18 protein-coding genes and 1 pseudogene are annotated in these 22,782 nt (G+C 69.7%); 13 read left to right on the forward strand and 6 right to left on the reverse strand.

Features of this window, described 5'->3' with window-relative positions; all coding sequences use genetic code 11:
* Nucleotides 1–77 precede the first annotated feature (77 nt).
* From ACQEXA_RS09015 to ACQEXA_RS09030, 4 genes are all read left to right on the forward strand, one after another.
* Nucleotides 78–479 (forward strand): transposase, encoded by a 402-nt coding sequence (locus tag ACQEXA_RS09015; RefSeq protein WP_433129316.1) that lies wholly within the window; start codon nt 78–80, stop codon nt 477–479.
* Nucleotides 480–614: 135 nt separating this feature from the next.
* Nucleotides 615–1,484: a HalD/BesD family halogenase gene (locus tag ACQEXA_RS09020; protein WP_432935378.1), complete on the forward strand. Its 870-nt coding sequence runs from the start codon at nt 615–617 to the stop codon at nt 1,482–1,484.
* A 69-nt stretch (nt 1,485–1,553) separates the two neighbouring features.
* A complete protein-coding gene (locus ACQEXA_RS09025) occupies nt 1,554–2,399 on the forward strand; it encodes a class I SAM-dependent methyltransferase (protein WP_432935376.1) in 846 nt (281 codons plus the stop codon).
* Between the two features lie 59 nt (nt 2,400–2,458).
* Nucleotides 2,459–4,225: a choline/carnitine O-acyltransferase gene (locus ACQEXA_RS09030; protein WP_433129318.1), complete on the forward strand. Its 1,767-nt coding sequence runs from the start codon at nt 2,459–2,461 to the stop codon at nt 4,223–4,225.
* 267 nt (nt 4,226–4,492) lie between these two features.
* Here the strand turns inward: ACQEXA_RS09030 and ACQEXA_RS09035 are convergent, their stop codons facing one another.
* Nucleotides 4,493–4,915 (reverse strand): secondary thiamine-phosphate synthase enzyme YjbQ, encoded by a 423-nt coding sequence (locus tag ACQEXA_RS09035; RefSeq protein ID WP_432935372.1) that lies wholly within the window; start codon nt 4,913–4,915, stop codon nt 4,493–4,495.
* Between the two features lie 184 nt (nt 4,916–5,099).
* Here ACQEXA_RS09035 and ACQEXA_RS09040 point away from each other — a divergent pair, with 184 nt between their 5' ends.
* Nucleotides 5,100–6,191, forward strand: coding sequence for an NAD(P)-binding domain-containing protein (locus ACQEXA_RS09040; protein ID WP_433129320.1), 1,092 nt, complete (start codon nt 5,100–5,102; stop codon nt 6,189–6,191).
* Between the two features lie 63 nt (nt 6,192–6,254).
* On the opposite strand, the gene mltG is transcribed toward ACQEXA_RS09040, so the two are convergent.
* The gene (gene mltG / locus ACQEXA_RS09045) at nt 6,255–7,094 is read right to left on the reverse strand and encodes an endolytic transglycosylase MltG (RefSeq protein WP_432935368.1); all 840 of its coding nucleotides are present in this window, start codon (nt 7,092–7,094) and stop codon (nt 6,255–6,257) included.
* A 43-nt stretch (nt 7,095–7,137) separates the two neighbouring features.
* Nucleotides 7,138–8,940, reverse strand: coding sequence for an ABC transporter ATP-binding protein (locus ACQEXA_RS09050; protein WP_432935366.1), 1,803 nt, complete (start codon nt 8,938–8,940; stop codon nt 7,138–7,140).
* Nucleotides 8,941–9,079: 139 nt separating this feature from the next.
* Here ACQEXA_RS09050 and ACQEXA_RS09055 point away from each other — a divergent pair, with 139 nt between their 5' ends.
* Nucleotides 9,080–9,550, forward strand: coding sequence for a MarR family winged helix-turn-helix transcriptional regulator (locus ACQEXA_RS09055; RefSeq protein WP_432935364.1), 471 nt, complete (start codon nt 9,080–9,082; stop codon nt 9,548–9,550).
* 69 nt (nt 9,551–9,619) lie between these two features.
* Here the strand turns inward: ACQEXA_RS09055 and ACQEXA_RS09060 are convergent.
* Nucleotides 9,620–10,351 (reverse strand): annotated as a pseudogene (locus ACQEXA_RS09060) (peptide-N4-asparagine amidase); the annotation flags it as partial.
* Nucleotides 10,352–10,466: 115 nt separating this feature from the next.
* On the opposite strand from ACQEXA_RS09060, the gene ACQEXA_RS09065 reads away from it, so the two are divergent.
* Nucleotides 10,467–12,623 carry a zinc ribbon domain-containing protein gene (locus ACQEXA_RS09065; RefSeq protein WP_433129322.1) on the forward strand — a complete coding sequence of 719 codons (2,157 nt, stop codon included), beginning with the start codon at nt 10,467–10,469 and terminating at the stop codon, nt 12,621–12,623.
* Here ACQEXA_RS09065 and ACQEXA_RS09070 read toward each other — a convergent pair.
* Nucleotides 12,620–13,324 (reverse strand): hypothetical protein, encoded by a 705-nt coding sequence (locus ACQEXA_RS09070; protein WP_433129324.1) that lies wholly within the window; start codon nt 13,322–13,324, stop codon nt 12,620–12,622. The genes ACQEXA_RS09065 and ACQEXA_RS09070 overlap by 4 nt on opposite strands.
* Before the next feature lie 306 nt (nt 13,325–13,630).
* Between ACQEXA_RS09070 and ACQEXA_RS09075 the strand changes: the two genes are divergently transcribed.
* The 4 genes from ACQEXA_RS09075 to ACQEXA_RS09090 all read left to right on the forward strand — a co-directional run bounded on the left by ACQEXA_RS09075 (nt 13,631) and on the right by ACQEXA_RS09090 (nt 18,381).
* Nucleotides 13,631–15,526, forward strand: a complete 1,896-nt coding sequence (locus ACQEXA_RS09075) for an ABC transporter transmembrane domain-containing protein (RefSeq protein ID WP_433129326.1) — start codon at nt 13,631–13,633, stop codon at nt 15,524–15,526.
* Complete coding sequence (locus ACQEXA_RS09080; RefSeq protein WP_432935356.1) at nt 15,523–17,337, forward strand: ABC transporter ATP-binding protein; 1,815 nt, start codon at nt 15,523–15,525, stop codon at nt 17,335–17,337. The genes ACQEXA_RS09075 and ACQEXA_RS09080 overlap by 4 nt, the downstream gene beginning before the upstream one ends.
* Before the next feature lie 262 nt (nt 17,338–17,599).
* The gene (locus tag ACQEXA_RS09085; RefSeq protein WP_433129328.1) at nt 17,600–18,070 is read left to right on the forward strand and encodes a DUF5709 domain-containing protein; all 471 of its coding nucleotides are present in this window, start codon (nt 17,600–17,602) and stop codon (nt 18,068–18,070) included.
* Nucleotides 18,071–18,105: 35 nt separating this feature from the next.
* Entirely contained in the window at nt 18,106–18,381 is a 276-nt protein-coding gene (locus ACQEXA_RS09090; RefSeq protein ID WP_432935352.1) for a type B 50S ribosomal protein L31, read from the forward strand.
* 20 nt (nt 18,382–18,401) lie between these two features.
* Here ACQEXA_RS09090 and ACQEXA_RS09095 read toward each other — a convergent pair whose 3' ends face one another.
* Nucleotides 18,402–19,196, reverse strand: coding sequence for a metal-dependent hydrolase (locus tag ACQEXA_RS09095; RefSeq protein ID WP_432935350.1), 795 nt, complete (start codon nt 19,194–19,196; stop codon nt 18,402–18,404).
* 145 nt (nt 19,197–19,341) lie between these two features.
* Between ACQEXA_RS09095 and ACQEXA_RS09100 the strand changes: the two genes are divergently transcribed.
* Together ACQEXA_RS09100 and ACQEXA_RS09105 are read left to right on the forward strand one after the other, a co-directional pair.
* Nucleotides 19,342–21,855, forward strand: a complete 2,514-nt coding sequence (locus ACQEXA_RS09100; protein ID WP_432935348.1) for a DUF3516 domain-containing protein — start codon at nt 19,342–19,344, stop codon at nt 21,853–21,855.
* Between the two features lie 19 nt (nt 21,856–21,874).
* A complete protein-coding gene (locus ACQEXA_RS09105) occupies nt 21,875–22,747 on the forward strand; it encodes an acyl-CoA thioesterase (RefSeq protein ID WP_359402535.1) in 873 nt (290 codons plus the stop codon).
* Nucleotides 22,748–22,782 lie beyond the last annotated feature (35 nt).

A 22,782-nucleotide genomic window follows, 5' to 3' on the forward strand; every position in this document is an offset into this window, starting at 1 on the left:
GGTTGCACAGGCCGACTACGTACGCCTCATCACTGTCGTCTCCCGTTCCCATGGCGGCGCATCATGCCAGCCCCCTGATGCATGCCACCCTGGAGCCGGAGATGGACCACCACTTGGCCACGGAGGCCGGCCGGGTCGGCGGGCGGGTCCCGTTCGGGCGGCAACATGCGCAACGGCTACGGGCCAACAAGGGCATGACGGAGGTCGGTGCGGTCACGGTCCGGGTCCCCCGGGACCGGCTGGGTACGTTCCGGCCTCAGCTGCTGCCCTCGTACGTCCGCCGCACGGGCGGGCTGGACGACATTCTGATCTCACTGACCGCGAAGGGCCTGACCGGCCACTGCGGCTCCTGCGCGACAGTCGGCCCGTGCCGAACCCGCGAAGGCCTGCTGGAACGCACAGTTGGGCAGTGTGACGCGTCACATACAGACAACACTGCACCATTGTGGGAACTTCAAGTGCCCTTCCTGCCAGCCTAGTTACTCAAAAGCCGAGCGTGAGGTCCGGCCGACCGCACGGATCGCGTCGCTCGTCCCATGTGTGCGTAAGGGGCGGAACCGCGGGCCGGCCGGGGGAACCGGCGAGAGGGGCGGCCCGCCTGCGGAGAGGATCGAATGCGCTCTTTCGAAGCCCTGACGCTTGATCAGGTAGTCGACACGGCTCGCTATCCCCTGTCGGAACTCGCGAGCGCCCGGGGACAGGCCGTGGTTTCCCGTGCCCGGCGCGACCTGTTGACTCTCGGATGCACCGTGCTGCCGGACTTCATTCGCCCGTCGCTACGCGATGTGCTGCGGCAGGAGTGCTCGGCCATCGCCCCCCGGGCGCACCACGACACCGAGACGGTGAACGTCTACAACATCGCAGTGGATTCGGCACTGCCGGAGGACCATCCGGGCCGGAAGATCTTCGAGCGGGGTAACGCGTTCGTCGCGCGGGACCGCATCCCCGCGGACTCCCTCATCAGCCGGCTCTACTCCAACATGGCGTTCCTGCACTTCATCGCCCGCTGCTTCGAACTGCCGGAGCTGCACGAACTGGCGGACCCGCTCTCCGGGCTGGTTCTCAACGTCATCGCGCCGGGCATGGAGCACCCCTGGCACTTCGACACCAACGAGTTCACCGTGAGCATGCTCACCCAGCAAGCGCAGGCCGGCGGCGTCTTCGAGTACTGCCCGAACATTCGGACCGCGCAGGACGAGAATTTCGACGACGTCCGGGACGTAGTGAACGGCCGGGGCGAGCGGTTGACCCGGCGCCTCCCTTTGCAACCTGGTGACCTTCAGTTGTTCAAAGGCCGCTACTCGCTGCACCGAGTGAGCCCGGTGCGCGGCGAGGTCGCGCGCCACTCCGCGATATTCGCCTACAGCGAGCGCCCCGGCGTCATCGGGAGCGTGGAACGGACCCGGCAGCTCTTCGGCCGGGTACTGCCCGAGCACCTGGCGGCCGAGGGCCGGGCGGTCCGCGGCGACCGGCTCCTGGACTAGCGGGCGGCGAGAACGCGTAGTCGCCGTAGGCCGTTTCCCCCTGCGCGATCCCACGGAGGAGTAAGCCCTGTGCGTTTCGACGTGACCGGAAAAGTCTCACTCGACCACATCTACGACCAGCCCGATCCGCGAACCTATTTCAGGGTGCTGCGCCCGCTCGACTACTGCGTTCCGCAGCAGGCCAAGCCCTACTTCTCCAAGATCATCACGGAGTACCGGGAGTCCCGGCACGTCGCGGTACCGAAGGTGCTGGACATCGGCTGCTCGTACGGAACCAACGCCGCCCTGCTGAAGTACGACGCGACCATGGACGAGCTGTACGCGCGCTACGGCGACGAGGAGCGTGCGGGTGAGAGCCGCGAGGCTTTGCTGGCCCGCGACCGGGAGCTGGCTCGGTCGCGCCAACCCCCGCAAGCGATCCGCTTCGTCGGCCTCGACACCTCCGGCAGCGCGCTGTCCTACGGTCTTGAGGCCGGGTTCCTCGACGACGCGGTGCAAGCCGACCTGGAGGAGCACGAGCCCACACCGCGACAGCGCGCCCAGCTCTCGGGTACGGACCTGGTGATCTCGACGGGCTGCGTCGGCTACGTCACCGAGCGGACGCTCACGCGAGTAGTCCGAACACAGGGCATCCGCCGGCCCTGGATGGCGCATTTCGTGCTGCGGATGTTCCCGTTCGACCCCGTCGAGCGCGCATTGGCGAGTCTGGGCTACCGGACCGTCCGCGTCGACGAGGTGTTCAGACAGCGGCGGTTCGCCTCCCCGCAGGAGCAGGCGCTCGTGCTCGACAGCATGTCGGCCGCAGGGGTGGATCCACGGGGCCTGGAGGCGGAAGGCTGGCTGTACGCACAGCTCTACCTTTCCCGGCCGTACGACATCACAGGTACCGACGATTCGAATCGAGAACAGAGTTGAAGACCAGTCAGGGTGCGTCAGGCAACGCGACCTTCGCCCAGGAGGACAGCCTCCCGCGCGTGCCGCTGCCTACGCTGGATGCGAGCTGCGAGAGGTTTCTCGCCTGGTGTACGCCGCTGCTGACCGCCGACGAGCGGTCGGCGACCGAGGCGGAGGTTGCCGCCTTTCTCCGACCCGGTGGCCCCGGCCGGGTGCTGCATGCCGCGCTGGAGGAATACGACGCCACGGAGGGCGTGCACAGCTGGCTCGACATCTTCTGGCCGTACCGATACCTGGGCCGCCGGGACCGGATCGCGCTCAACGCCAACTTCTTCTTCCTGTTCCGGGACTCCGACCAGGCGCAGGTGGAGCGGGCGGCCGGGCTCGTCGCCGGGGCCCTCAACTACAAGCGGCAACTCGATCAGGGGCTGATTCCACCGGTGGTGCAGCGCGGAGCACCTCAGTCGATGGTGCAGACCAAGTTTCTGTTCTCCACCACGCGTATCCCCGGCGTGCAGCAGGACACCGTCCGCGCCCCCTACACCGAGGAGTGGCCGGGCCCGTCCGAGGCCCGGCATGTCGTGGTGTTCTTCCGGGGCGGCATGTTCCGGCTGGACGTGCTGGGTCCGGACGGTGTCCCGCACAGCCTGGATGACATCGAGGCGGGACTGCGCGCCGTGATGAAGGCCGGCGCCGACCCGGCCGGCGCGGACACCTCGGTGGGCCACCTCACCACCATGGCCCGCGCGGAGTGGGCGGCCGCCCGGGAGTCCCTTGTCGCCTGCCACCCCCGCAACGCCGACGCCCTTGACGATGTCGAGAGCGCGCTGTTCTGCGTCGCTCTGGAGGACTTCGCCCCCGCGGACGTCCAGGAGGCCTGTGACCAGCTGCTGTACGGCGACCGCGGCAACCGCTGGTTCGACAAGGCCGTGTCCTTCGTCGTCTTCGCCGACGGACGGGCGGGCATCAACGTCGAGCACTGCGAGTTGGACGGGACCACGATCCTCACCTTCACCGACGCCCTGCTCAACACCCCGGCCGAGGAGCAGTCCCGGCAGTCCGGAGCCCGCTCCCAGGGGCTGCCGGCGCTGGAGCGGATCGTGTTCGAACTGGACGACGCGCTGCGGGACCATGCGCGCTCCGCCGCCGACGCGTTCGCGGCGTACGGGGAGAACACCGCGACCAGCACGTTGTCGTTCGCGGACTTCGGCAGCAGCGCGGCCAAGGTGTTGGGGGTCTCGCCGGACGCGTTCGTCCAAGCCGCCTACCAGCTCGCCCACCAGCGCGCCAAGGGGCACCTGGGTGCCACGTACGAGTCGATCGCCACCCGGCAGTACCGGCACGGGCGGACCGAGGCGATGCGCGTCGTCACCACTGAGATGGTGGCTTTCGTGGCGGCGATGGAGGACCCGGCAGCGGACGCGGACGCCCGGCGCGCCGCGTTCCGGGCAGCCACCGAGGCCCATGTGGCGCGGGCGAAGGCGTGCCAGGCCGGGCAGGTGCCGGAGCAGCACCTGTGGGAGCTGGAGCTGATCCAGCGCCGGCGCGGGGCCGAGCTCGGGGTGACCGAGCAGCCCGCGCTGTACCGGACGCCGGGCTGGTTGACCATGCGGGACGACTACCTGAGCACGAGCTCCGCGCCGTCCGTCAATATCCAGTACTTCGGCTTCGGGTCCACCAGCAGCCAGTGCATCGGTGTCGCCTATGTGCTGCTTCCCGAGCGGTTCAACCTCTACCTGAGCACGCCGATGGCGGTCGCTGCGCAGATGCGGACGTTCGCCGACCGGCTCCGGGAGGCGATGGACGAACTCCGGGAGCTGCTGGCGTCCGAGCGGCCTGAGGACTGAACGGAGCCCGCCGCCGGACCGGAACTCCCGGTCGGGGACCACGGTCCGGCGGCACGGACGGCTCCAGTGGCTGAGCCGGTCCTGAGCTGAGCTGAGAAAGCCCAGGTCAGCGTCGCCGCCGTCGGCCGCCGCGCGGACGTTTCCCGCACCTTCCTCTACGGCAATCGCGACGTCAGAGCCGCAGTCACCACTGCCACGACCGAGGCCGGAGAACGCCGCTCCCAGTTGCGTACTGAGATTTGGCGGCCACACCCAGGACGATCTTGCTCAGCCCAGGAAGCTCAGCCGCACCTGACGGTTGGCATTGTCTTTATTGGTGTCCACCAGGCAGACCGACTGCCAGGTCCCGAGTTCCAGTCGGCCGCCGATAACCGGCAGGGTCGCGTGCGGCGGCACGAGTGCCGGGACGACGTGGTCCCGGCCGTGGCCTGAGCTGCCGTGACGGTGCTGCCAGCGGTCGTCGGCCGGGAGCAGGGTGTGCAGCGCTGCCAGGAGGTCGTCGTCGCTGCCGGAACCCGTTTCGATGACGGCCACGCCGGCCGTGGCGTGCGGGACGAAGACGTTCAGGAGGCCGTCCCTGCCTCGGGCCGCGTCGCGGAGGAAGGCCTCACACTCTCGGGTGAGATCGACGACCGTTTCCGAGGAACCGGAGGCGACGTTCAGGACACGGGTGCTGAAGGCATCGGACATGTCTCCATCCTGACCCATCCGAACTCGCTCACACCCGTGCCGGGCGTCCGCGCCGAGGTACGGAGGGTCCCGGCCGACGCGCCGCCCGCGTTCACCAGTGGGCGCCGACGGGCCTGCACCACGGCTCCGCGAGCGCCCACGGAACGCAGGGAAGATCCGCGGCCCCGGGACGGTTGGTGGAAACGTGAACGACACCGGGATACGCGACGTGGACGTCGTCGTCATAGGCGCTGGTCAGGCGGGACTGTCCAGCGCCTATCACCTGCGGCGCACGGGTTTTGAGCCGGACCGTGACTTCGTGGTCCTCGACCACTCCCCCGCTCCCGGCGGTGCCTGGCAGTTCCGCTGGCCCTCGCTGACCTACGGCAAGGTGCACGGGATGCACGCGCTGCCCGGCATGGAGCTGACGGACGCCGACCCGGCGCGGCCGTCCTCCGAGGTCATCGGCGAGTACTTCGACACCTATGAGCGCACGTTCGACCTGCGGGTGCGGCGGCCGGTCGACGTCCGGGCCGTGCGCGAGGGCACGAACGGGCGGCTGCTCGTCGAGACCTCGGCCGGTACCTGGTCGACACGGGCGCTGATCAACGCCACGGGCACCTGGGACCGGCCCTTCTGGCCGCGCTACCCGGGCCAGGAGACCTTCCGGGGCCGGCAGCTGCACACCGCCCAGTACCCGGGGCCCGAGGAGTTCGCCGGTCAACGGGTGATCGTCGTCGGCGGCGGCGCGTCCGGCACCCAGCATCTGATGGAGATCGCCCCGTACGCCGCCGCGACGACGTGGGTGACGCGGCGTCCGCCCGTTTTCCGCGAGGGTCCGTTCAACGAGGAGCTTGGACGGGCGGCCGTGGCGCTCGTGGAGGAGCGGGTGCGGCAGGGGCTGCCGCCGAGGAGTGTGGTCTCGGTGACCGGTCTGCCGCTCAACGACGCTATCCGGCGGGCGATCGCCGACGGTGTCCTGGACCGGCAGCCGATGTTCGACCGGATCGTACCGGACGGCGTGGAGTGGGAGAACAGGCGGCACGTGGACGCCGATGTGATCCTGTGGGCGACCGGCTTCCGGGCGGCGATCGACCACCTCGCGCCGCTGCGGCTGCGCGGACCGGGCGGCGGCATTCGGGTGGAGGGCACCCGGGTGGCTTCCGACGCGCGGATCCATCTCGTCGGATACGGCCCCTCGGCCAGCACCATCGGCGCCAACCGTGCGGGTCGTGCGGCGGTGCGGGACATCAGGCGGCTTCTGGCGTCCGAGCCGGTCGGGGAGAGCGTGGCGTGACCACCGCGGCCGTCGCGGGCCGCGCTCGTACCGCCCGGGCGGCGGTTCCCCGGCTTCGTACCGTCAGTTCGACCCGGAACCCGCGGCGCGCAGACGGTTGAACTCCTCGACGTTGCGCAGGTGCTCCTCGTAGCTCGCCGTGAACCGGGTGTCGCCCGGTTTGACTGTGACGAAGAACAGCCAGTCGCCCGGCGTCGGGTTGAGCGCCGCGCGGATCGCCTCCGAGCCAGGGTTGGCGATCGGCGTCGGCGGCAGGCCCATGTGCCGGTACGAGTTGTAGGGACTGTTGATCTTCGTGTCGGCCGTGGTGGTGTTCAGCGTGAAGCGGTCCATCGCGTAGTTGAGGGTGGAGTCCATCTGCAGCGGCATGCCGCGCGCGAGGCGGTTGAAGATGACCCGGGCCACCTTTCGCATGTCCTGCGGAGTCGCGGCCTCCGACTGCACGATGCTCGCGATGGTGACGGTCCGGTAGAAGGTCATCCCGCTGCTCTGCGCACCGGCGGCGATCGTGCCGCCACTGAACCTCTTGTTCGCGGTGTCGACCATGTACTGCAGAACGGACTCGGGAGACTCGTTCCGGTGGATCGGATACGTGGCCGGAAAGAGGTACCCCTCCGGGTTGCCCTGCGCGTCCTGCGGCAGCTTGAGGTGGGCCTTGGCAAGGGACTTCCGGGTGGAGCCCGGAGGCAGCCCGAGAGCCTTGTCCACCGCTCGGAAGACCTGGCCGGCACGCCAGCCCTCCGGGATGACGAGAGAGGTGCTCCGGCTCTCCTCGTCGCTCTGCAGAATCAGCAGCGGCACCGCTACGCCGGCCGCGACGAGGACGGCCGCGCTCGCGACCAGGATGGCCAGGCGGTGGCGCTTCAGTCGGTTCGGCTTCCCTGACGGAGTGTTCGCGTCCATGCGGGCACGGTAACCCGACAGAGGCCCCAAACCCGACATATCGTCATCTTGTCGTCTCCAATTGGGCGTCCCGGCGGACCAGGGCCGCGTAGCGTCCGTCCAGCTCCAGCAGCTCCTCGTGTGTCCCCCTTTCGACCGTGCGCCCGGAGTCGAGGACGACGATCTGGTCGGCACCCCGGACGGTGGACAGCCGGTGGGCGATGGTGATGGTCGTCCGGTCGGCCGACAGCGCGTCGATGGCCTCCTGCACCGCGTGCTCGGTACGTGTGTCCAGCGCGCTGGTCGCCTCGTCCAGGATGAGGACGGGCGGGTCCCGCAGGATGGTCCGGGCGATGGCGAGCCGCTGCTTCTCACCGCCGGAGAAGCGGTGGCCCCGTTCGCCGACGACCGTGTCGTACCCGTCGGGAAGAGCGGCGATGTGGTCGTGGATCTGGGCCGCCTTCGCTGCCGCGTACAGCTCCTCGTCGGTGGCGTCGGGCTTGGCGAAGCGCAGGTTGTCGGCGACCGAGGCGTGGAAGAGGTAGGTCTCCTGGGAGACCACGCCGACCCCGCGGGCCAGCGTGTCGAAGTCCAGGTCCCGCACGTCGACTCCGTCGAGCGTGACCCGTCCGCCCGTCACGTCGTACAGCCGGGGCACCAGATAGCTGAGTGTCGACTTCCCGGAGCCGGTGGGCCCGACCACGGCGAGACTGCCGCCCGCCGGGACGGTGATGTCGATGTCCTCGAGTATCGGACCGCTCTTGTCGTCGTAGTGGAACTCGACTCCCTCGAAGCGGATCTCGCCCTTGACCCGGTCGAGACGGACGGGGTCGGCCGGTTCGTTGATGTCGATGGGCAGGTCGAGGTACTCGAAGATGCGCTGGAACAACGCGAGCGAGGTCTGGATCTGCACGCCGGTGGACAGCAGGCTCACGGTCGGCCGGAACAGCCCCTGCTGGAGCGAGACGAACGCGACCAGCGTACCGATCGAGATGGACGGGCCGCCGAGTTGGAGCGCCATGCCCGCGGTCCAGTAGATGACGGCGGGCATCGCGGCCATGACGATGGTGATGACGGCCATACGCCACCGGCCCGCCATGCTCGACTTCACCTCGAGGTCGACGAGGCTCTCGGACTCGTCCTCGAAGGACTTGGTGAGCGAGTCGGCCCGGCCCATGGTGCGACCGAGCAGAATGCCGCTGACGGAGAGCGACTCGGTGACAGTGGCGGCCATGGCGGCCATCTGCTTCTGGCGCTGCGTGGCGATCTTCTTGCGTTCGTTGCCGACGCGGCGGCTGATCCACACGAACACCGGGAGCAGGAGCAGCGACACCACGGTGAGCCGCCAGTCGAGGGCCACCATCGCGACGATCGTGGCGACCACGCTGGTGAGGTTGGAAACCAGGGAGGTCGCGGTGGAGGTGACGGTCGCCTGCATGCCGCCGATGTCGTTGGCGATGCGGGACTGGACCTCCCCGGTGCGGGTGCGGGTGAAGAAGGCCAGCGACATGCGCTGCAGTCGCCCGTAGACGGCGGTGCGCAGGTCGTGCATGACGCGCTGGCCGACCGTGGTGGAGATCAGGGTCTGCAGCACACCGAAGACGCTGGTGACGACGGCACTCGCGATCATGCCGAGCGCGAGCAGGCTGAGCAGGCCGGTGCGGCCCTGAGGGATGGCGGTGTCGAGGGTCGCCTTCAACAGGAACGGTGTGGCGACGGAGACCAGCGACGCGGCGCCGACCAGCAGGCCGACGATCGCGAGCCTGCCTCGGTACGGCTTGAACAGCTTCAGGATGCGGCGAACCTGCCGGGGCTGATCCGGCCGGCCGCCGGGTGACGGGGTCCAGGTGGGTCGATCGGGATGCATGGGCTCCTACGGTGGTGAGGTGGCGTCTCGGGAAGCGGACGCGAGGGCTGCCGGAGAGCATGGAGGAACCGGCGACTTACGGATCCTAGCTCATTGTTACCTATGCTCATAATGAGCGGCGCCCTGATATTGTTCCCGCATGACCACCCCAGATCCCGACGGCCTCCTCGCCGAGCAGCTGCTGCGGCTCACCCGCCGGGTGCACCGGATCCAGAAACGTCATCTGGAGCAGTGCGACCTGGGCATCACACCGGCCCAGTCCCGGCTTCTGCGCACCCTGGCGCACTTCGGCTCCCCGCCTCGCATGGCGGATCTCGCCGAGCGCCTCGAGGTGGTGCCCCGCGCGGTGACCTCGCTGGTCGACGGGCTGGAGGCGAACGGCATGGTGCGCCGGGTGCCCGACCCCTCCAATCGACGGGTGATCCGGATCGAGGTCACGGACGCGGGCCGCCAGGCGCTGCGCGAACTCCGCGGGGCGCGCAGGTCCGCGGCTCAGGAGATCCTGGCTCCGCTGACCGAGGAGCAGCGTGAGGTGCTCGGCGGTCTGCTCACCACCCTGATCGACGGCGGCGACGCCCCGACCGCGTCCCCTCTGAAGCCGCCCTGCTGACGAGGGGGTCACCGTCGACAGCAGAGCATTCATCTGCACCACGCCCCGCAGGGCGCCTGGACGCAGGGTTCAGCAGCCGTCGCGGTCCTCGGTGAGCGCTCCCTGAACGGTCGTCAGTCTCCGGGGGCAGCAGTCGTCCGAGCCGTACAGCCGGTGGCGCTCGCTCGTCGTACGGACCGCGTGCCCCTGATCGCGCGGCACGTTGGCCGTGTACATCGCGTCCCCGGCGTAGGTGTACTCGAACCGCGACGCGCCGTGCGCCCGTTGCCGCGGGTCTCGGCGACCGTTGCCAGGTCACCGAGCGTCAGAACGGTGCGCAGCCGATCATCGGCGCCCGGTGTCGTGGTGCCGTTCATCGTGTAGATGCGAGGGGTGCGGGTCGTCCGGACCGGGCCGCGCCCGTCGACGCCGATCGACCCGTCGTCCGTCCAGGTCGCCTCGAGTCCGTCCATGGTCTCTCCAACGGTCCAGCGGTGCACGGACGTGTTCGCCAGCGTTCTGCTGACCACGGTCGCCGCGCGGCCGTGCGAGGTGTCGACGTATCCGCCGACTACCAACCGGTGACCACCCTCGGTGTCCAGCCGGTTGACGGCCCCGGGGGGTGTGGACGGAGGAGTTGGCGCGAGCGCCCACCCGATGGACGGTGGCTTTCCCGGTGACCTGGGCGCTCTTCGCGTCCTGCCAGACGAGCACGTTCACGGGAGTGCTCCAGCCCCTCTGTCCCGAAGGCACGCCGGCGACGGAGACCTCGATACGGTGCGGGCGGCCGTCGTCGAGAATCCCGGCGAAAGGCGTCAAGTCGTCTGCTGCAACGGGGCGCTGTCAGTGGTGCCTTGTAGCTTTGGCGGTGGTTGCCGCGCTGCCCCGGGTTGCGGACAGGTGTGTTGTCGCGAGCGGAAAGGGAGGTGGGTCATCGATGAGTGCAGAGCTGCTCGAGGTCGCGGCCTCCTTTGATGTTCCTGCGCGCAGGTTCCGGGGCAAGAACAAAGGGAAACGGTGGACGCGGGGCGAGGACACCGAACTTGCGGTGATCCGTCTCCCGCTGGATGTTCACGATTCGGGCGTCCGGCATCGGGTTGAGCAGTTGTTGTTCTCGGCCATGTGGTCCATCAAGCGTGCGCTGCAGCGGGACGCCCGGGATGCGGTTGACGCGTATTGGGCCGGTGACGTCCGCCGTGAAACGGACGCGAAAGCGTGGCGTCTGGAACTGGGCCTGTCCCGGGCGGGGATGGAGCGGCGCGCGTACCGGCACATGGAGAAGTCGAAGCATCTGGGTCATCACGTCACCAAAGCTCTGGTGATGCATCAGGCCGACGAGGTCTTTGAGACATCCGTGAGTCGGCATCTGTTCCCGGATGCTTCCGGTCGCCGGCACGGCAGGCCGAAGGTCGGCCGGTGGTGGGAGTACACCCGCATCCCCGGCCGCGCCCGGTCGCACACCACGGCCCGGAAATGGGAGACGTTCCGCCTGCACGGAACGCTCGCCGGGCACGTGGCTGCCTACCGGCACCGGGGCCTCGGCCGTTCGGTGACCACCCCGGAGCAGGCCGCAGCCCTCCCGCCGGGGGCAAAGGTGCTCGAGCAGCCGCGCCACCTGCCCACACCGGCTCGGCCGTCGGGGCGTGTGCCGACGCGTGAGGTCACGGCGAAGGGCAAACCGAAGACGCGGACCGCGACGTGGTGGGACCACACCGGACCCCTGGCCGTCGTGTTCACCGGCGGCGCCGACAGCAGCCGCGGCGACCTGGTCCTGCCCGTCCGGCTGCCGTCGGGTTCTGGCCGGTGGCCACGCTTGCTGCACTTCCTGAACAACCCGGAAACGTGGCACAAGATCGACCTCGTGCGGCGCCGGGACGCGTCCGCACCGGGCGGGTGGGCGTACGAGGCCCACCTGATGGTCCTGGCCGGCGGCTACACGTCCTCCGCCACGCGGGCCCGGCGTGCAGCGGCGGCCGCGCTCGAGCGTGTCGGTGGGGTCGACGGCAACGTCTCCAACCTCTCCGTCGTCTCGTTCCCGGCCACGTTCGACCCGTCTCATGGTGATGTTGAGGCGACCCGGGTGGATCTGTCTGCCGACGAACTCGCCGCCCTGGCGAAAGCCCGCCAGAAGGAGAGAGGACGCAAGAGGGCGCTCGACCGTTCCCGCAGGGCATCGAACCCTACCCAGTACGGTCCGTCGAAACGGCAGCAGGCCCGTGCGGAACGCCGCCAGGCCACCGGCCTGCCTGCACGAAGCGTCGAAGTGCCTCGCGGTGCCCGGGCAGCGAACAAGGCCGGTGCGCCCAAGCAGGCGTTTCGGCGCGACACCTTGTCGGTCGGCTACCGGCTCAACCGTGCCCGGCTCGCCGACACGGCCGCGACCGCGGTCGCGGCGAAAGACCACCGCGCCAGGCGCATAGCCGGGAGTATCACCGCCGGCCACGGTGCGAACCTGATCGTCGAGGACTGCGACATCCGCACCTGGTACCGCCGGTGGGGCAAAGCCCTCCAAGCCTCCACACCCGGCCGACTCATCACCGCCATAGCCCGGGAGTGCGAGAAGAGCGGCGGGCGGATGCTGCGGGCTTCCACCTTCACCACAAAGTTGTCCCAGACTTGCTTCTGTGGAGAACGCGTCGCCAAAACCCTCGCCCACCGGATCCACCACTGCATTTCGTGTGGGCTGGTCGGTGACCGGGACATGGTCTCCGCCGCACTCAACGCCCATGTCCGGCTTGAGAATCCGGACGATCCGAGCACTGCCCGCCTGGACACCGCCCAGACGCGCACCACACAGACCTTGTTCCATGAAGGGCTGCAAGAGGCCCTGTCGAGTCAACCACAGCGCGGTGCCCGCCCCGCACGGGGCCGCACCCACGCGGCAGCCTCCGAATCGGGACTTCCCGGCCGAGGGCCTCTGCTCGACGAAACATCACCGCCCGGTACCGGACAAACCCCGAATGAGACCCGACCCGCGAACGAACGGAACAAGGCCCACGTCGGAGCAGCCGGCTGTACGGACAAGCGCCACCCAGGCGCGCCAGGTCAGCACAGACACCGGACGGGCATCACAGCATCACGTGATGACTCTTAGGCCCGCAGGTTCGCCCTGTCCCCCATCACGACCACGGGACGCTGGTCCGGGTCGAGCGTCTGCAACAGGTACTCCATACCGGACTCGGGCAGGGTGACACAGGCCGCCGTCCCGTCGCCGTGGTCCACATGGAGCCAGATGCCACCGCCCTTGTCGGATCCGCCGGGGCGGATCGGATCGGACGGCGGGGCACCCGGGCGCCGGTTGTAGTCGATGGCGATGACGTAGTCGAAGTCGCTCCGGTGCGCCTCGCCCCAGTTTGCCGGAGCCGCGTAGGACACCGAGTTCTGGTCGTACGGCAGCATTGCGCCGGGATCGTCGCGTACGCCGCCGGCGTCGCTGAGGGTGAACATACCGACGGGGCTGCGCAGGTCGCCCTCAGAGTGGTCCGTGGTCCACCCCTCCCTGCCGTTGTGCCCCGCCCAGCGACCGGCCTTGGACCAGGCGTCACCGTCCTTCACGTAGTACACGATCGTGGAGTCCGGCGAGTCCCTGCCGTCTCCGTAGACCACCAGCGCCTGGCGGCTGCCGTCCGGGATGCGCCGGTACAGGTGGTCGCCGACTCCTGGGATGCGTCCTCGGTCGACTGTGGGAGCAGGCGGTTCGGCCGTGGCTGGCGGCCCCGCGGCCCTGTTCGGCAGTCGTCCGCCGTGCTGCCGGTTCCCCTCCGCACCCGAACCTCCGCACGCCGACAGGGACATGAGGAGCACACCACAGGCCGCGCCCACAACTCGCGAGCGCCCCGCACGGTGCACACCATCCCTTCACATAAGGAATATAGTCACACTATTTGATGCCAAATCATGTATACCTAAGGGCTGTCCCGCCCGTGTGTCGCGCCCGGGGTGGGCCGGTACTCACCCGTCGGGCCGGAAAACCGTTTGCCTCCGGCCGCAACACGGGCGACCCTTTCACGGTTTGTACGGCCATTCGCGGACGCTCGTGGGCGCTGCCCCCGCCTCCGCACTCTGGCCCGATCCATCCGTGACACGAGCCACTGGGATGTCATGCAGATTCGAGACCTTCCGTATCCCGACCCAGGTGTGCCGGACGCACGCTCGGGTCCCCGGTTCCTGTGGTGGCTCGGCCGCAACCAACTGGGCGGGCAGCTCAAGTCCCTCGCGTGGGGGCTGCTGCACTTCCTGTCCGTGTGCGGGCTGCCGTTCTGCGTCGGCCTTGCCGTTCAGGCCGTGGTCGATCGCTCGGGCGCGCGGCTCGTCCAGACCGGCGGGCTGCTGCTGTTGTGCGGGGTGGGTATCGCGGTGGGCGACCTGATGTTGCACCGCACCGCGGTCACCAACTGGATCACCGCGGCCGCACGGGTCCAGCAGCTCCTGGCCCGCAGGACGGCGGAACTCGGCTCCGCGCTGACCCGCCGCGTCGCGGCCGGCGAGGTCGTCGCGGTGTCCACCGGGGACGTCGAGAAGATCGGCTGGTTCGTCGAGGCCGTCTCGCGCTTCAGTGCCGCCGCGCTCACGGTCGTGGCGGTCTGCGTCGCGCTCGTCGTCTACCAGCCCGCACTCGGCGTGGTGGTCGCGGTGGGCGTGCCCGCGCTGGCACTGGCCGTCCTGCCGCTGCTGCCCCGGGCGACCCGGCGTGCCGACACTCAGCGGGAGAAGGCGGGACGCGCCACCGAACTGGCCTCGGACACCGTCGCGGGCCTCCGTGTACTGCGTGGCATCGGTGGCGAGGAACTCTTCCTCAACCGCTACCGGAGGGCCTCACAGGACGTGCGAACCGCAGCGGTGCGCAGCGCCCGGATGTGGTCGCTGATCGCGGCGGTCCAGGTGCTGCTGCCAGGGCTGCTGATGATCGCGGTCGTCTGGCGCGGTGTGCACCTGGCGCAGGAGGGCCGGATCGCCGTCGGCGAGCTGGTCACCGTGTACAGCGCCGTCATGCTGCTCGCCTATCCCCTGCAGCACTTCCAGGAGATCGCCATGGCGTACTCCTTCTCACGGCCGTCGGCCCGGCGCGCGGCCCGGGTGCTCTCACTGGAACGCGCCATGGACTCGGCAGGCTCCCGCGAGGCGTGCCAGCCGGCAGGGGATCTGTACGACCCGGCCACCGGGCTGCTCGCGCCCGCCGGGCAGCTGACCGCCGTGGTCTGCGGCGACCCGGACGCGGCGGGCGTGCTCGCCGAACGGCTGGGCGGGCACTCCGCCGAGGAGGGCGCCTCGGTGCTTCTGGGCGGCGTCCCGCTGGACGAACTCCCGCTCGACTCGGCCCGGACCGCCGTCCTCGTCCAGGACAAGGATCCGGTGCTGCTGTCCGGCTCGCTGCGGGAACTGCTCGATGTGCCCGCCTCGGGCAAGGTCGGCGCCGAGGAGGCGCTCACTGCGGCGCAGTGCGGCGACGTCCTGGAGGCGCTCACGCAGGGCTCGCCGACCGCTGCCGACCCGATGGACGCGCGGATCACCGAGCGCGGCCGGTCCCTGTCCGGCGGCCAGCGCCAGCGGCTCGCCCTTGCCCGGTCACTGATCACGGATCCCCAGGTGCTGGTCCTGGACGAACCGACGTCCGCGGTCGACTCGCACACCGAGGCCCGGATCGCCGAGGGGCTCCGGGAGCTGCGGGCGGGCCGCACGACGGTGGTGTTCACCTCGTCGCCCCTGGTCCTGGACCGTGCCGACCGCGTCGTACTGGTGCACGAGGGCGAGGTCGTGGCCGTGGGCCTGCATCGCGACCTGGTGCACGGTGACCCCCGGTACCGAGCGGTGGTGACCCGCGAGACCGACGAAGAGACCGCGGCACGGAACGCCCTACCGGCCGACGAAGAACCGGCCGTCGACGTACTGGCCGATGACGTGCTGGCTGACGAAGCACGGATCGGAGGGGCACGGACCGAAGAGGCACGGGCCCAAGACATGCTCGCCGAACTGGAAGAGATCGAGGAGACCGCATGACCGGCGTGGCGCCACCGGTGTACGATCCGGCGGCCCCGACGGTGGCGCATACGCTGCCCGTCGGCGCCCCGGAGACCGTCCGCTCCTACGTGGCCGAACTGTTCCGGCGGCACCGCCGGGCCTTCCTGCTGCTCATCGGCGTGAACACGGTCTCCGTCATCGCCTCGATGACGGGCCCCTACCTGCTCGGCGGACTCGTGGAACGCGTGTCGGACGGTACGCGGGAGCTCCACCTGGAACGCACCGCCGCCCTGTTCGTCCTCGCGCTCGCCGTTCAGGCCGTGTTCGTGCGACTGGTGCGGCTGAACGGTGCCGTGCTCGGCGAGCGGATGCTCGCCGACCTGCGGGAGGACTTCCTGGTACGGGCGGTGGGGCTGCCGCCGGGCGTGCTGGAGCGGGCGGGTACCGGTGATCTGTTGTCCCGGATCACCACTGACATCGACCGGCTCGCCAACGCGATGCGGGAGGCCGTGCCGCAGCTGGCGATCGGCGTGGTGTGGGTGCTGTTGCTGCTCGGCGGTCTGACGGTCACGGCTCCGCAGCTCGCCCCGGCCGTGCTGCTCGCCGTACCGCTGCTGGTGATCGGATGCCGCTGGTACTTCAAGCGGGCTCCCTCGGCCTACCGCTCCGAGGCCGCCGGCTATGCCGCGGTGGCCGCCGTCCTCGCCGAGACCGTCGACGCGGGGCACACGATCGAGGCGCATCGTCTCGGCGACCGGCGCATCGCCCTCTCCGACCGGCGGGTCAAGGAGTGGACCGCCTGGGAGCGGTACACGCTGTGGCTGCGCTCGGTGCTCTTCCCGTTCATCAACATCACGCACGTCACAGTCCTGGCCTCGGTGCTGATGATCGGCGGGGTGTTCGTCCTGCACGGCTGGATCGGGGTCGGCCAGCTCACCACGAGCGCGCTGATCGCGCAGATGCTCGTCGATCCCGTGGGCCTGATCCTGCGGTGGTACGACGAGCTGCAGGTGGCCCAGGTGTCGCTGGCCCGGCTGGTCGGGGTCCGGGACATCGAACCGGACGCGGGCGACACCTCACTGAGCCCCGACGGGCTCGACGTGGAGGCCGACGAGGTGCGCTTCGGCTACCGTGCCGGAGTCGATGTACTGCACCGGATCTCCTTGAAGGTGGCGCCCGGCACCCGGCTCGCTCTGGTGGGTCCCTCCGGGGCGGGCAAGTCCACACTCGGCCGGCTGCTCGCCGGGATCTACGCACCGCGGGACGGCCGGATCACCCTCGGCGGCGCGGAACTGTCGCAGATGCCCGCCGAGCGCGTGCGCTCGCACGTTGCCCTGGTCAACCAGGAGCACCATGTCTTCGTGGGCTCCCTGCGGGACAACCTCCTGCTGGCCCTCCCGCACTCCCGTCTCCCCTCCAGCGGAGACTCCACCGACGCCGTCGACGCCCAGTTGTGGGCCGCGCTGGCCGCGGTCGACGCGGACGGCTGGGCCCGTGCCCTGGACGAGGGCCTGGACACCGAGGTGGGCTCAGGCGGGCTCGCGCTCACTCCGGCACAGGCGCAGCAGATCGCGCTGGCCCGGCTGGTGCTCGCCGACCCGCACACGCTGGTCCTGGACGAGGCCACCTCGCTCCTGGACCCGCGTGCGGCCCGTCATCTGGAGCGCTCGCTCTCCCGTGTGCTGGACGGGCGCACGGTCGTCGCCATCGCGCACCGGCTGCACACCGCGCACGACGCCGATGTCATCGCCGTCGTCGAGAACGGGCGGATCAGCGAGCTGGGCAGCCATGACGAGCTGGTCGCCGCGGACGGGGCGTACGCCGCGCTGTGGCGGTCCTGGCACGGCTGACGCGGCGCCGGGCCGGGGGCAGGTCCGCGACCGGGCAGTCGGCGGCCTGCCCATGACCCCTTCCACGCACGATGCCCCCGTGCCGCGGCGCCACCACGGCTGCCGTTGCGCGGGGGCATCGCAAAGTGAAAGTCTGGAGGTGGAACAGCGCGGGGGATGTGCCACAGTCGTCGGTCGGAAGGGCGTGGCCCACGCCCGGCGACCCCCGCGTCCGGCGTCGTGTTCGGCGGCGCCCGGTTCCGCCCATCACCTGGAGGTACCCGTGGACAGCACCGACGGTTGGGGAGACGACGTCTACCAGCCCGACGGATCCGAGGTGCAGGACGACGCGGGGCTGCTCGACGCCGAGGACACCCTGCTCTCCGACGGGGTCGGCGACCCTCTCGACCGCGGCTGGTCACCGCCGGAGCGGCCCTGGGCGGTAGAGCACGTGGGCGTGACCGCGTCCGAACGACACCACGGCGAGACCCTGGACGAACGCCTCTCCGAGGAACTCCCGGACATCGCGACCCCGGACGGCGACGACATCGGGGACTGGCCGGACGGCGAGGGGGAGCCCCTGGACAACGAGGTGGGCGACGTCCGCTCCGGCCGCCTTGTCGCGCCCGGCGAAGGAGCGCACGAGGACGAGGAGAGCGGGCTGATCGCCAGCGACGTCGGCATCGACGGCGCGGCGGCCTCGGCCGAGGAAGCCGCCGTGCACATCGTCGACGAGGAGTCCTCGTCCGGCTGATGCCGCTGGTCCCCGCACCCCTGCCAGGAGCAGTCATGCAGCAGGACAAGCACCCCGGCTACCACGCCGTCGTCTTCCGCGACCGCGCCGCCGGCTACGCCTTCCTGACCCGGTCCACCGCGACCAGCGATCAGACCATCGACTGGGACGACGGCGAGACGTATCCGGTCGTGGACGTGGAGATCTCGTCCGAGAGCCACCCCTTCTACACCGGCAAGGCACGGACGGTGGACTCGGAGGGGCGCATAGCCCAGTTCGAGCGCCGGTACGGCGGGGCGGGGCAGACGGCTGGCACTGAGGGAGATCAGTAGGCCGGCGCCCGGGGCCGCGCTCAGATCAAGTTGAGCGCCGCGGCACAGCCCACGCCGCCGAGCAGCATGAACACGGGCATCAGCACCTTCAGCTCCACCCAGCTGCCCGCCCGGAACCGCATCACCTTGGGCGGGCCGACCGGGTACCAGCGCCTGCGGCCCAGCGGTATGGGCCACAGGATCGGGCAGCCCGACACGGTCAGCGCGTCCCCGATGTCGTGCACCAGAGCACCCAGGATGATCGGCAGGCCGAGCCACAGGTACTGCTGTCCCGGCGCGGTGAACAGCCAGTCCGAACCATTGCCGGGTTTGTCGAGCACGCCCGCCAGAATCCAGGCACTGGTACCGGCGAGCAGCCACACCAGCACATCGCTGCTCGAACCGCGGGCCGCCCGCCACAGCAGTCCCTCGATCGCGAGCACCATGTGGACGAACAGGATGGCCAGCACCGTCCACCGGCCGCCCGCGACGGCCGCGGCCGCGGTGCCCGCACCGATCAGCACCGCCCACAGCCAGGTGTGGGTCAGCGTGCGATGGCCGCCCGAGCGACGGGCGTCGCCCGGCTTCCGGGTCGCCTTGTAGACGGCGTAGGAGAGCTTGTCGACGATCTCGCACACCCCGCGGGAGATGGGTCCGAAGGCCCGCGAGATGGTGGCCGCCTTGTGGTCCAGATCCGGGGCCAGCGCGGCTCCCGCGCAGATCAGGGCACCGACCAGAAGCACCGGCCAGGGCATCGGGTGGCCCGCCGCGGCAGCGGCCGCCCCCACCCCGAGCCAGGCCGCGGCCCCCGACAGTGAGTGTGCTGGTCCCATCATCGCCGCTTCCCGCCCCATTCTTCTTGTCGCGCTGCTCAGTTGTCGATGTGCACTGACGTGTTGTCGGCGCCACAGCGTAGCGTTGACGATCTTCGGACCGGTATCCGATTCCCCCATCCGGTCGCGGGGCAGGCAAGATGGGGACGTGACCCTCATCGATCAGCTCCCCAGGACCGCAGACCCCGACGCCCTCTACGAAGCCTTCGAGGCGTGGGTCGGGGATCGCGGCCTCACCCTCTATCCCCACCAGGAGGAGGCGCTGATCGAGGCCGTCTCGGGAGCGAACGTGATCGTGTCGACTCCCACCGGCTCCGGCAAGAGCATGATCGCCGCGGGGGCGCACTTCGCCGCGCTCGCCCGGGACCAGGTCACCTTCTACACGGCGCCGATCAAGGCTCTGGTCTCGGAGAAGTTCTTCGAGCTGTGCAAGCTCTTCGGCACCGAGAACGTCGGCATGCTGACCGGCGACGCCTCCGTCAACGCGGACGCCCCTGTGATCTGCTGCACAGCCGAGGTCCTCGCGTCCATCGCGCTGCGCGACGGCCGGCAGGCCGATGTCGGCCAGGTCGTCATGGACGAGTTCCACTTCTACGCCGAGGGCGACCGCGGCTGGGCGTGGCAGATCCCGATCCTGGAGCTGCCTCAGGCACAGTTCATCCTGATGTCGGCGACGCTCGGCGATGTCTCGATGTTCGAGAAGGACCTGACCCGCCGCACCGGACGACCGACCGCGGTGGTCCGCTCGGCGACTCGTCCGGTACCGCTCTCCTACGAGTACCGGTTCACCCCCCTCACCGATACGCTCACCGACCTCCTGGACTCCCGCCAGGCCCCGGTCTACATCGTCCACTTCACGCAGGCCCAGGCCGTGGAGCGGGCGCAGGCGCTGATGAGCATCAACATGTGCTCGCGCGAGGAGAAGGACGAGATCGCCGCACTGATCGGCAATTTCCGCTTCACCACCAAGTTCGGCCGCAACCTCTCCCGCTACGTGCGGCACGGCATCGGCGTCCATCACGCCGGCATGCTCCCCAAGTACCGGCGTCTGGTGGAGAAGCTGGCCCAGGCCGGTCTGCTGAAGGTGATCTGCGGCACGGACACACTGGGCGTCGGCGTCAACGTTCCCATCCGCACCGTGCTGTTCACGGCGCTGACCAAGTACGACGGCAACCGGGTACGCACGCTGCGCGCCCGGGAGTTCCATCAGATCGCGGGCCGCGCGGGACGCGCGGGTTTCGACACGGCGGGCCTGGTCGTGGCGCAGGCGCCCGAGCACGTCATCGAGAACGAGAAGGCGCTCGCCAAGGCCGGCGACGACCCGAAGAAGCGCCGCAAGGTGGTGCGCAAGAAGGCACCGGAGGGCTTCGTCGGCTGGACGGAGAACACCTTCGAGAAGCTGATCGCCGCCGAGCCCGAGCCTCTCACCTCCCGCTTCCGGGTCACCCACACGATGCTGCTGTCGGTGATCGCCCGGCCGGGGAACGCCTTCGAGGCGATGCGTCATCTGCTGGAGGACAACCACGAGCCGCGCAAGCAGCAGTTGCGGCACATCCGGCGCGCGATCGCGATCTACCGCTCGCTGCTGGACGGCGGGATCGTCGAGAAGCTCGAGGAGCCGGACCCCACCGGCCGCATCGTGCGCCTTACCGTCGATCTTCAGCAGGACTTCGCGCTCAACCAGCCGCTGTCGACGTTCGCACTGGCCGCATTCGAACTCCTCGACCCGGAGTCCCCCTCCTACGCCCTCGACATGGTCTCGGTCGTCGAGTCCACGCTGGACGACCCGCGCCAGATCCTGGCCGCCCAGCAGAACAAGGCGCGCGGCGAGGCCGTGGCGGCGATGAAGGCGGACGGCCTCGAGTACGAGGAGCGCATGGAGCGGCTCCAGGACGTCACGTACCCCAAGCCGCTCGAGGAGTTGCTCTTCCAGGCGTACAACACCTACCGCAAGAGCCACCCGTGGGTGGGCGATCATCCGCTGTCGCCGAAGGCGGTCATCCGTGACATGTACGAACGGGCGCTCTCCTTCACGGAGTTCGTCTCCTACTACGAACTCGCCCGCACCGAGGGCATCGTGCTGCGCTACCTGGCCAGCGCCTACAAGGCCCTCGATCACACGGTCCCGGACGACCTGAAGTCGGAAGACCTGGAGGACCTGATCGCCTGGCTCGGCGAGATGGTGCGCCAGGTCGACTCCAGCCTGCTGGACGAGTGGGAGCAGCTGGCCAACCCGGAGGAGCTGACGGCCGAAGAGGCGCAGGAGAAGGCCGACGAGGTCAAGCCCGTCACCGCGAACGCCCGCGCCTTCCGCGTCCTGGTCCGTAACGCGATGTTCCGCCGGGTGGAACTCGCCGCTCTCGACCAGGTCGAGGAGCTGGGCGAGATGGACGCCGAGGCCGGTTGGGACGCCGATGCGTGGGGCACCGCCATGGACAAGTACTGGGACGAATACGAGGAGCTCGGCACCGGCCCCGACGCTCGCGGCCCGAAGCTGCTGATGATCGAGGAGGAGCCGCAGAACGGGCTGTGGCGCGTCCGGCAGGCCTTCGCCGACCCCAACGGCGACCACGACTGGGGCATCAGCGCCGAGATCGACCTTGCGGCCTCCGATGCGGAGGGCCGCGCCGTCGTCCGGGTCACCGACGTCGGCCAGCTGTGAGCACAGGAGAAACGCTTCCATGACGAACCCAGCCGAGAGGCTTGTCGATCTGCTCGACCTGGAGCAGATCGAGGTCAACATCTTCCGTGGCCGCAGCCCGCAGGAGTCCCTGCAGCGGGTCTTCGGCGGCCAGGTGGCCGGGCAGGCGCTGGTCGCCGCCGGCCGGACCACGGACGGTGAACGGCCGGTGCACTCGCTGCACGCGTACTTCCTGCGCCCCGGCATCCCCGGAGTGCCCATCGTGTACCAGGTCGAACGGGTGCGTGACGGAAGGTCCTTCACGACCCGGCGGGTCACGGCCGTACAACGGGGCCGCACGATCTTCAATCTGACCGCCTCCTTCCACAAGCCTGAAGAGGGGAGCTTCGATCACCAGTTGCCTCCGGCCCGCAAGGTTCCGAACCCCGAAACCCTGCCGACGGTGGCGCAGGAGGTCGAGGAACACCTCGGTGCACTGCCCGAGACACTGGAGCGGATGGCGCGACGTCAGCCTTTCGACATCCGTTATGTGGACCGGCTGCGCTGGAGCGCCGAGGAGATCAAGGACGCCGAGCCGCGCAGCGCCGTCTGGATGCGCGCCGTGGGCCCGCTGGGGGACGACCCCTTGGTGCACACCTGCGCTCTCACCTACGCGAGCGACATGACGCTCCTGGACGCCGTCCGCATCCCCGTGGAGCCGCTGTGGGGACCGCGCGGCTTCGACATGGCGTCGCTGGATCACGCCATGTGGTTCCACCGGCCGTTCCGCGCGGACGAGTGGTTCCTGTACGACCAGGAGTCGCCGATCGCGGTGGGTGGCCGCGGTCTGGCCCGGGGCCGCATCTACGACATCGAGGGACGTCTGCTCGTCTCGGTCGTCCAGGAGGGGCTGTTCCGCAGTCTCCAGCGCTGACGCAGGGCGCCCGGCATCGGGGTCACCGCCCGAAT

The sequence above is a fragment of the Streptomyces sp. CA-106110 genome, assembly GCF_050936285.1.
Classification (GTDB): Bacteria; Actinomycetota; Actinomycetes; order Streptomycetales; family Streptomycetaceae; genus Streptomyces.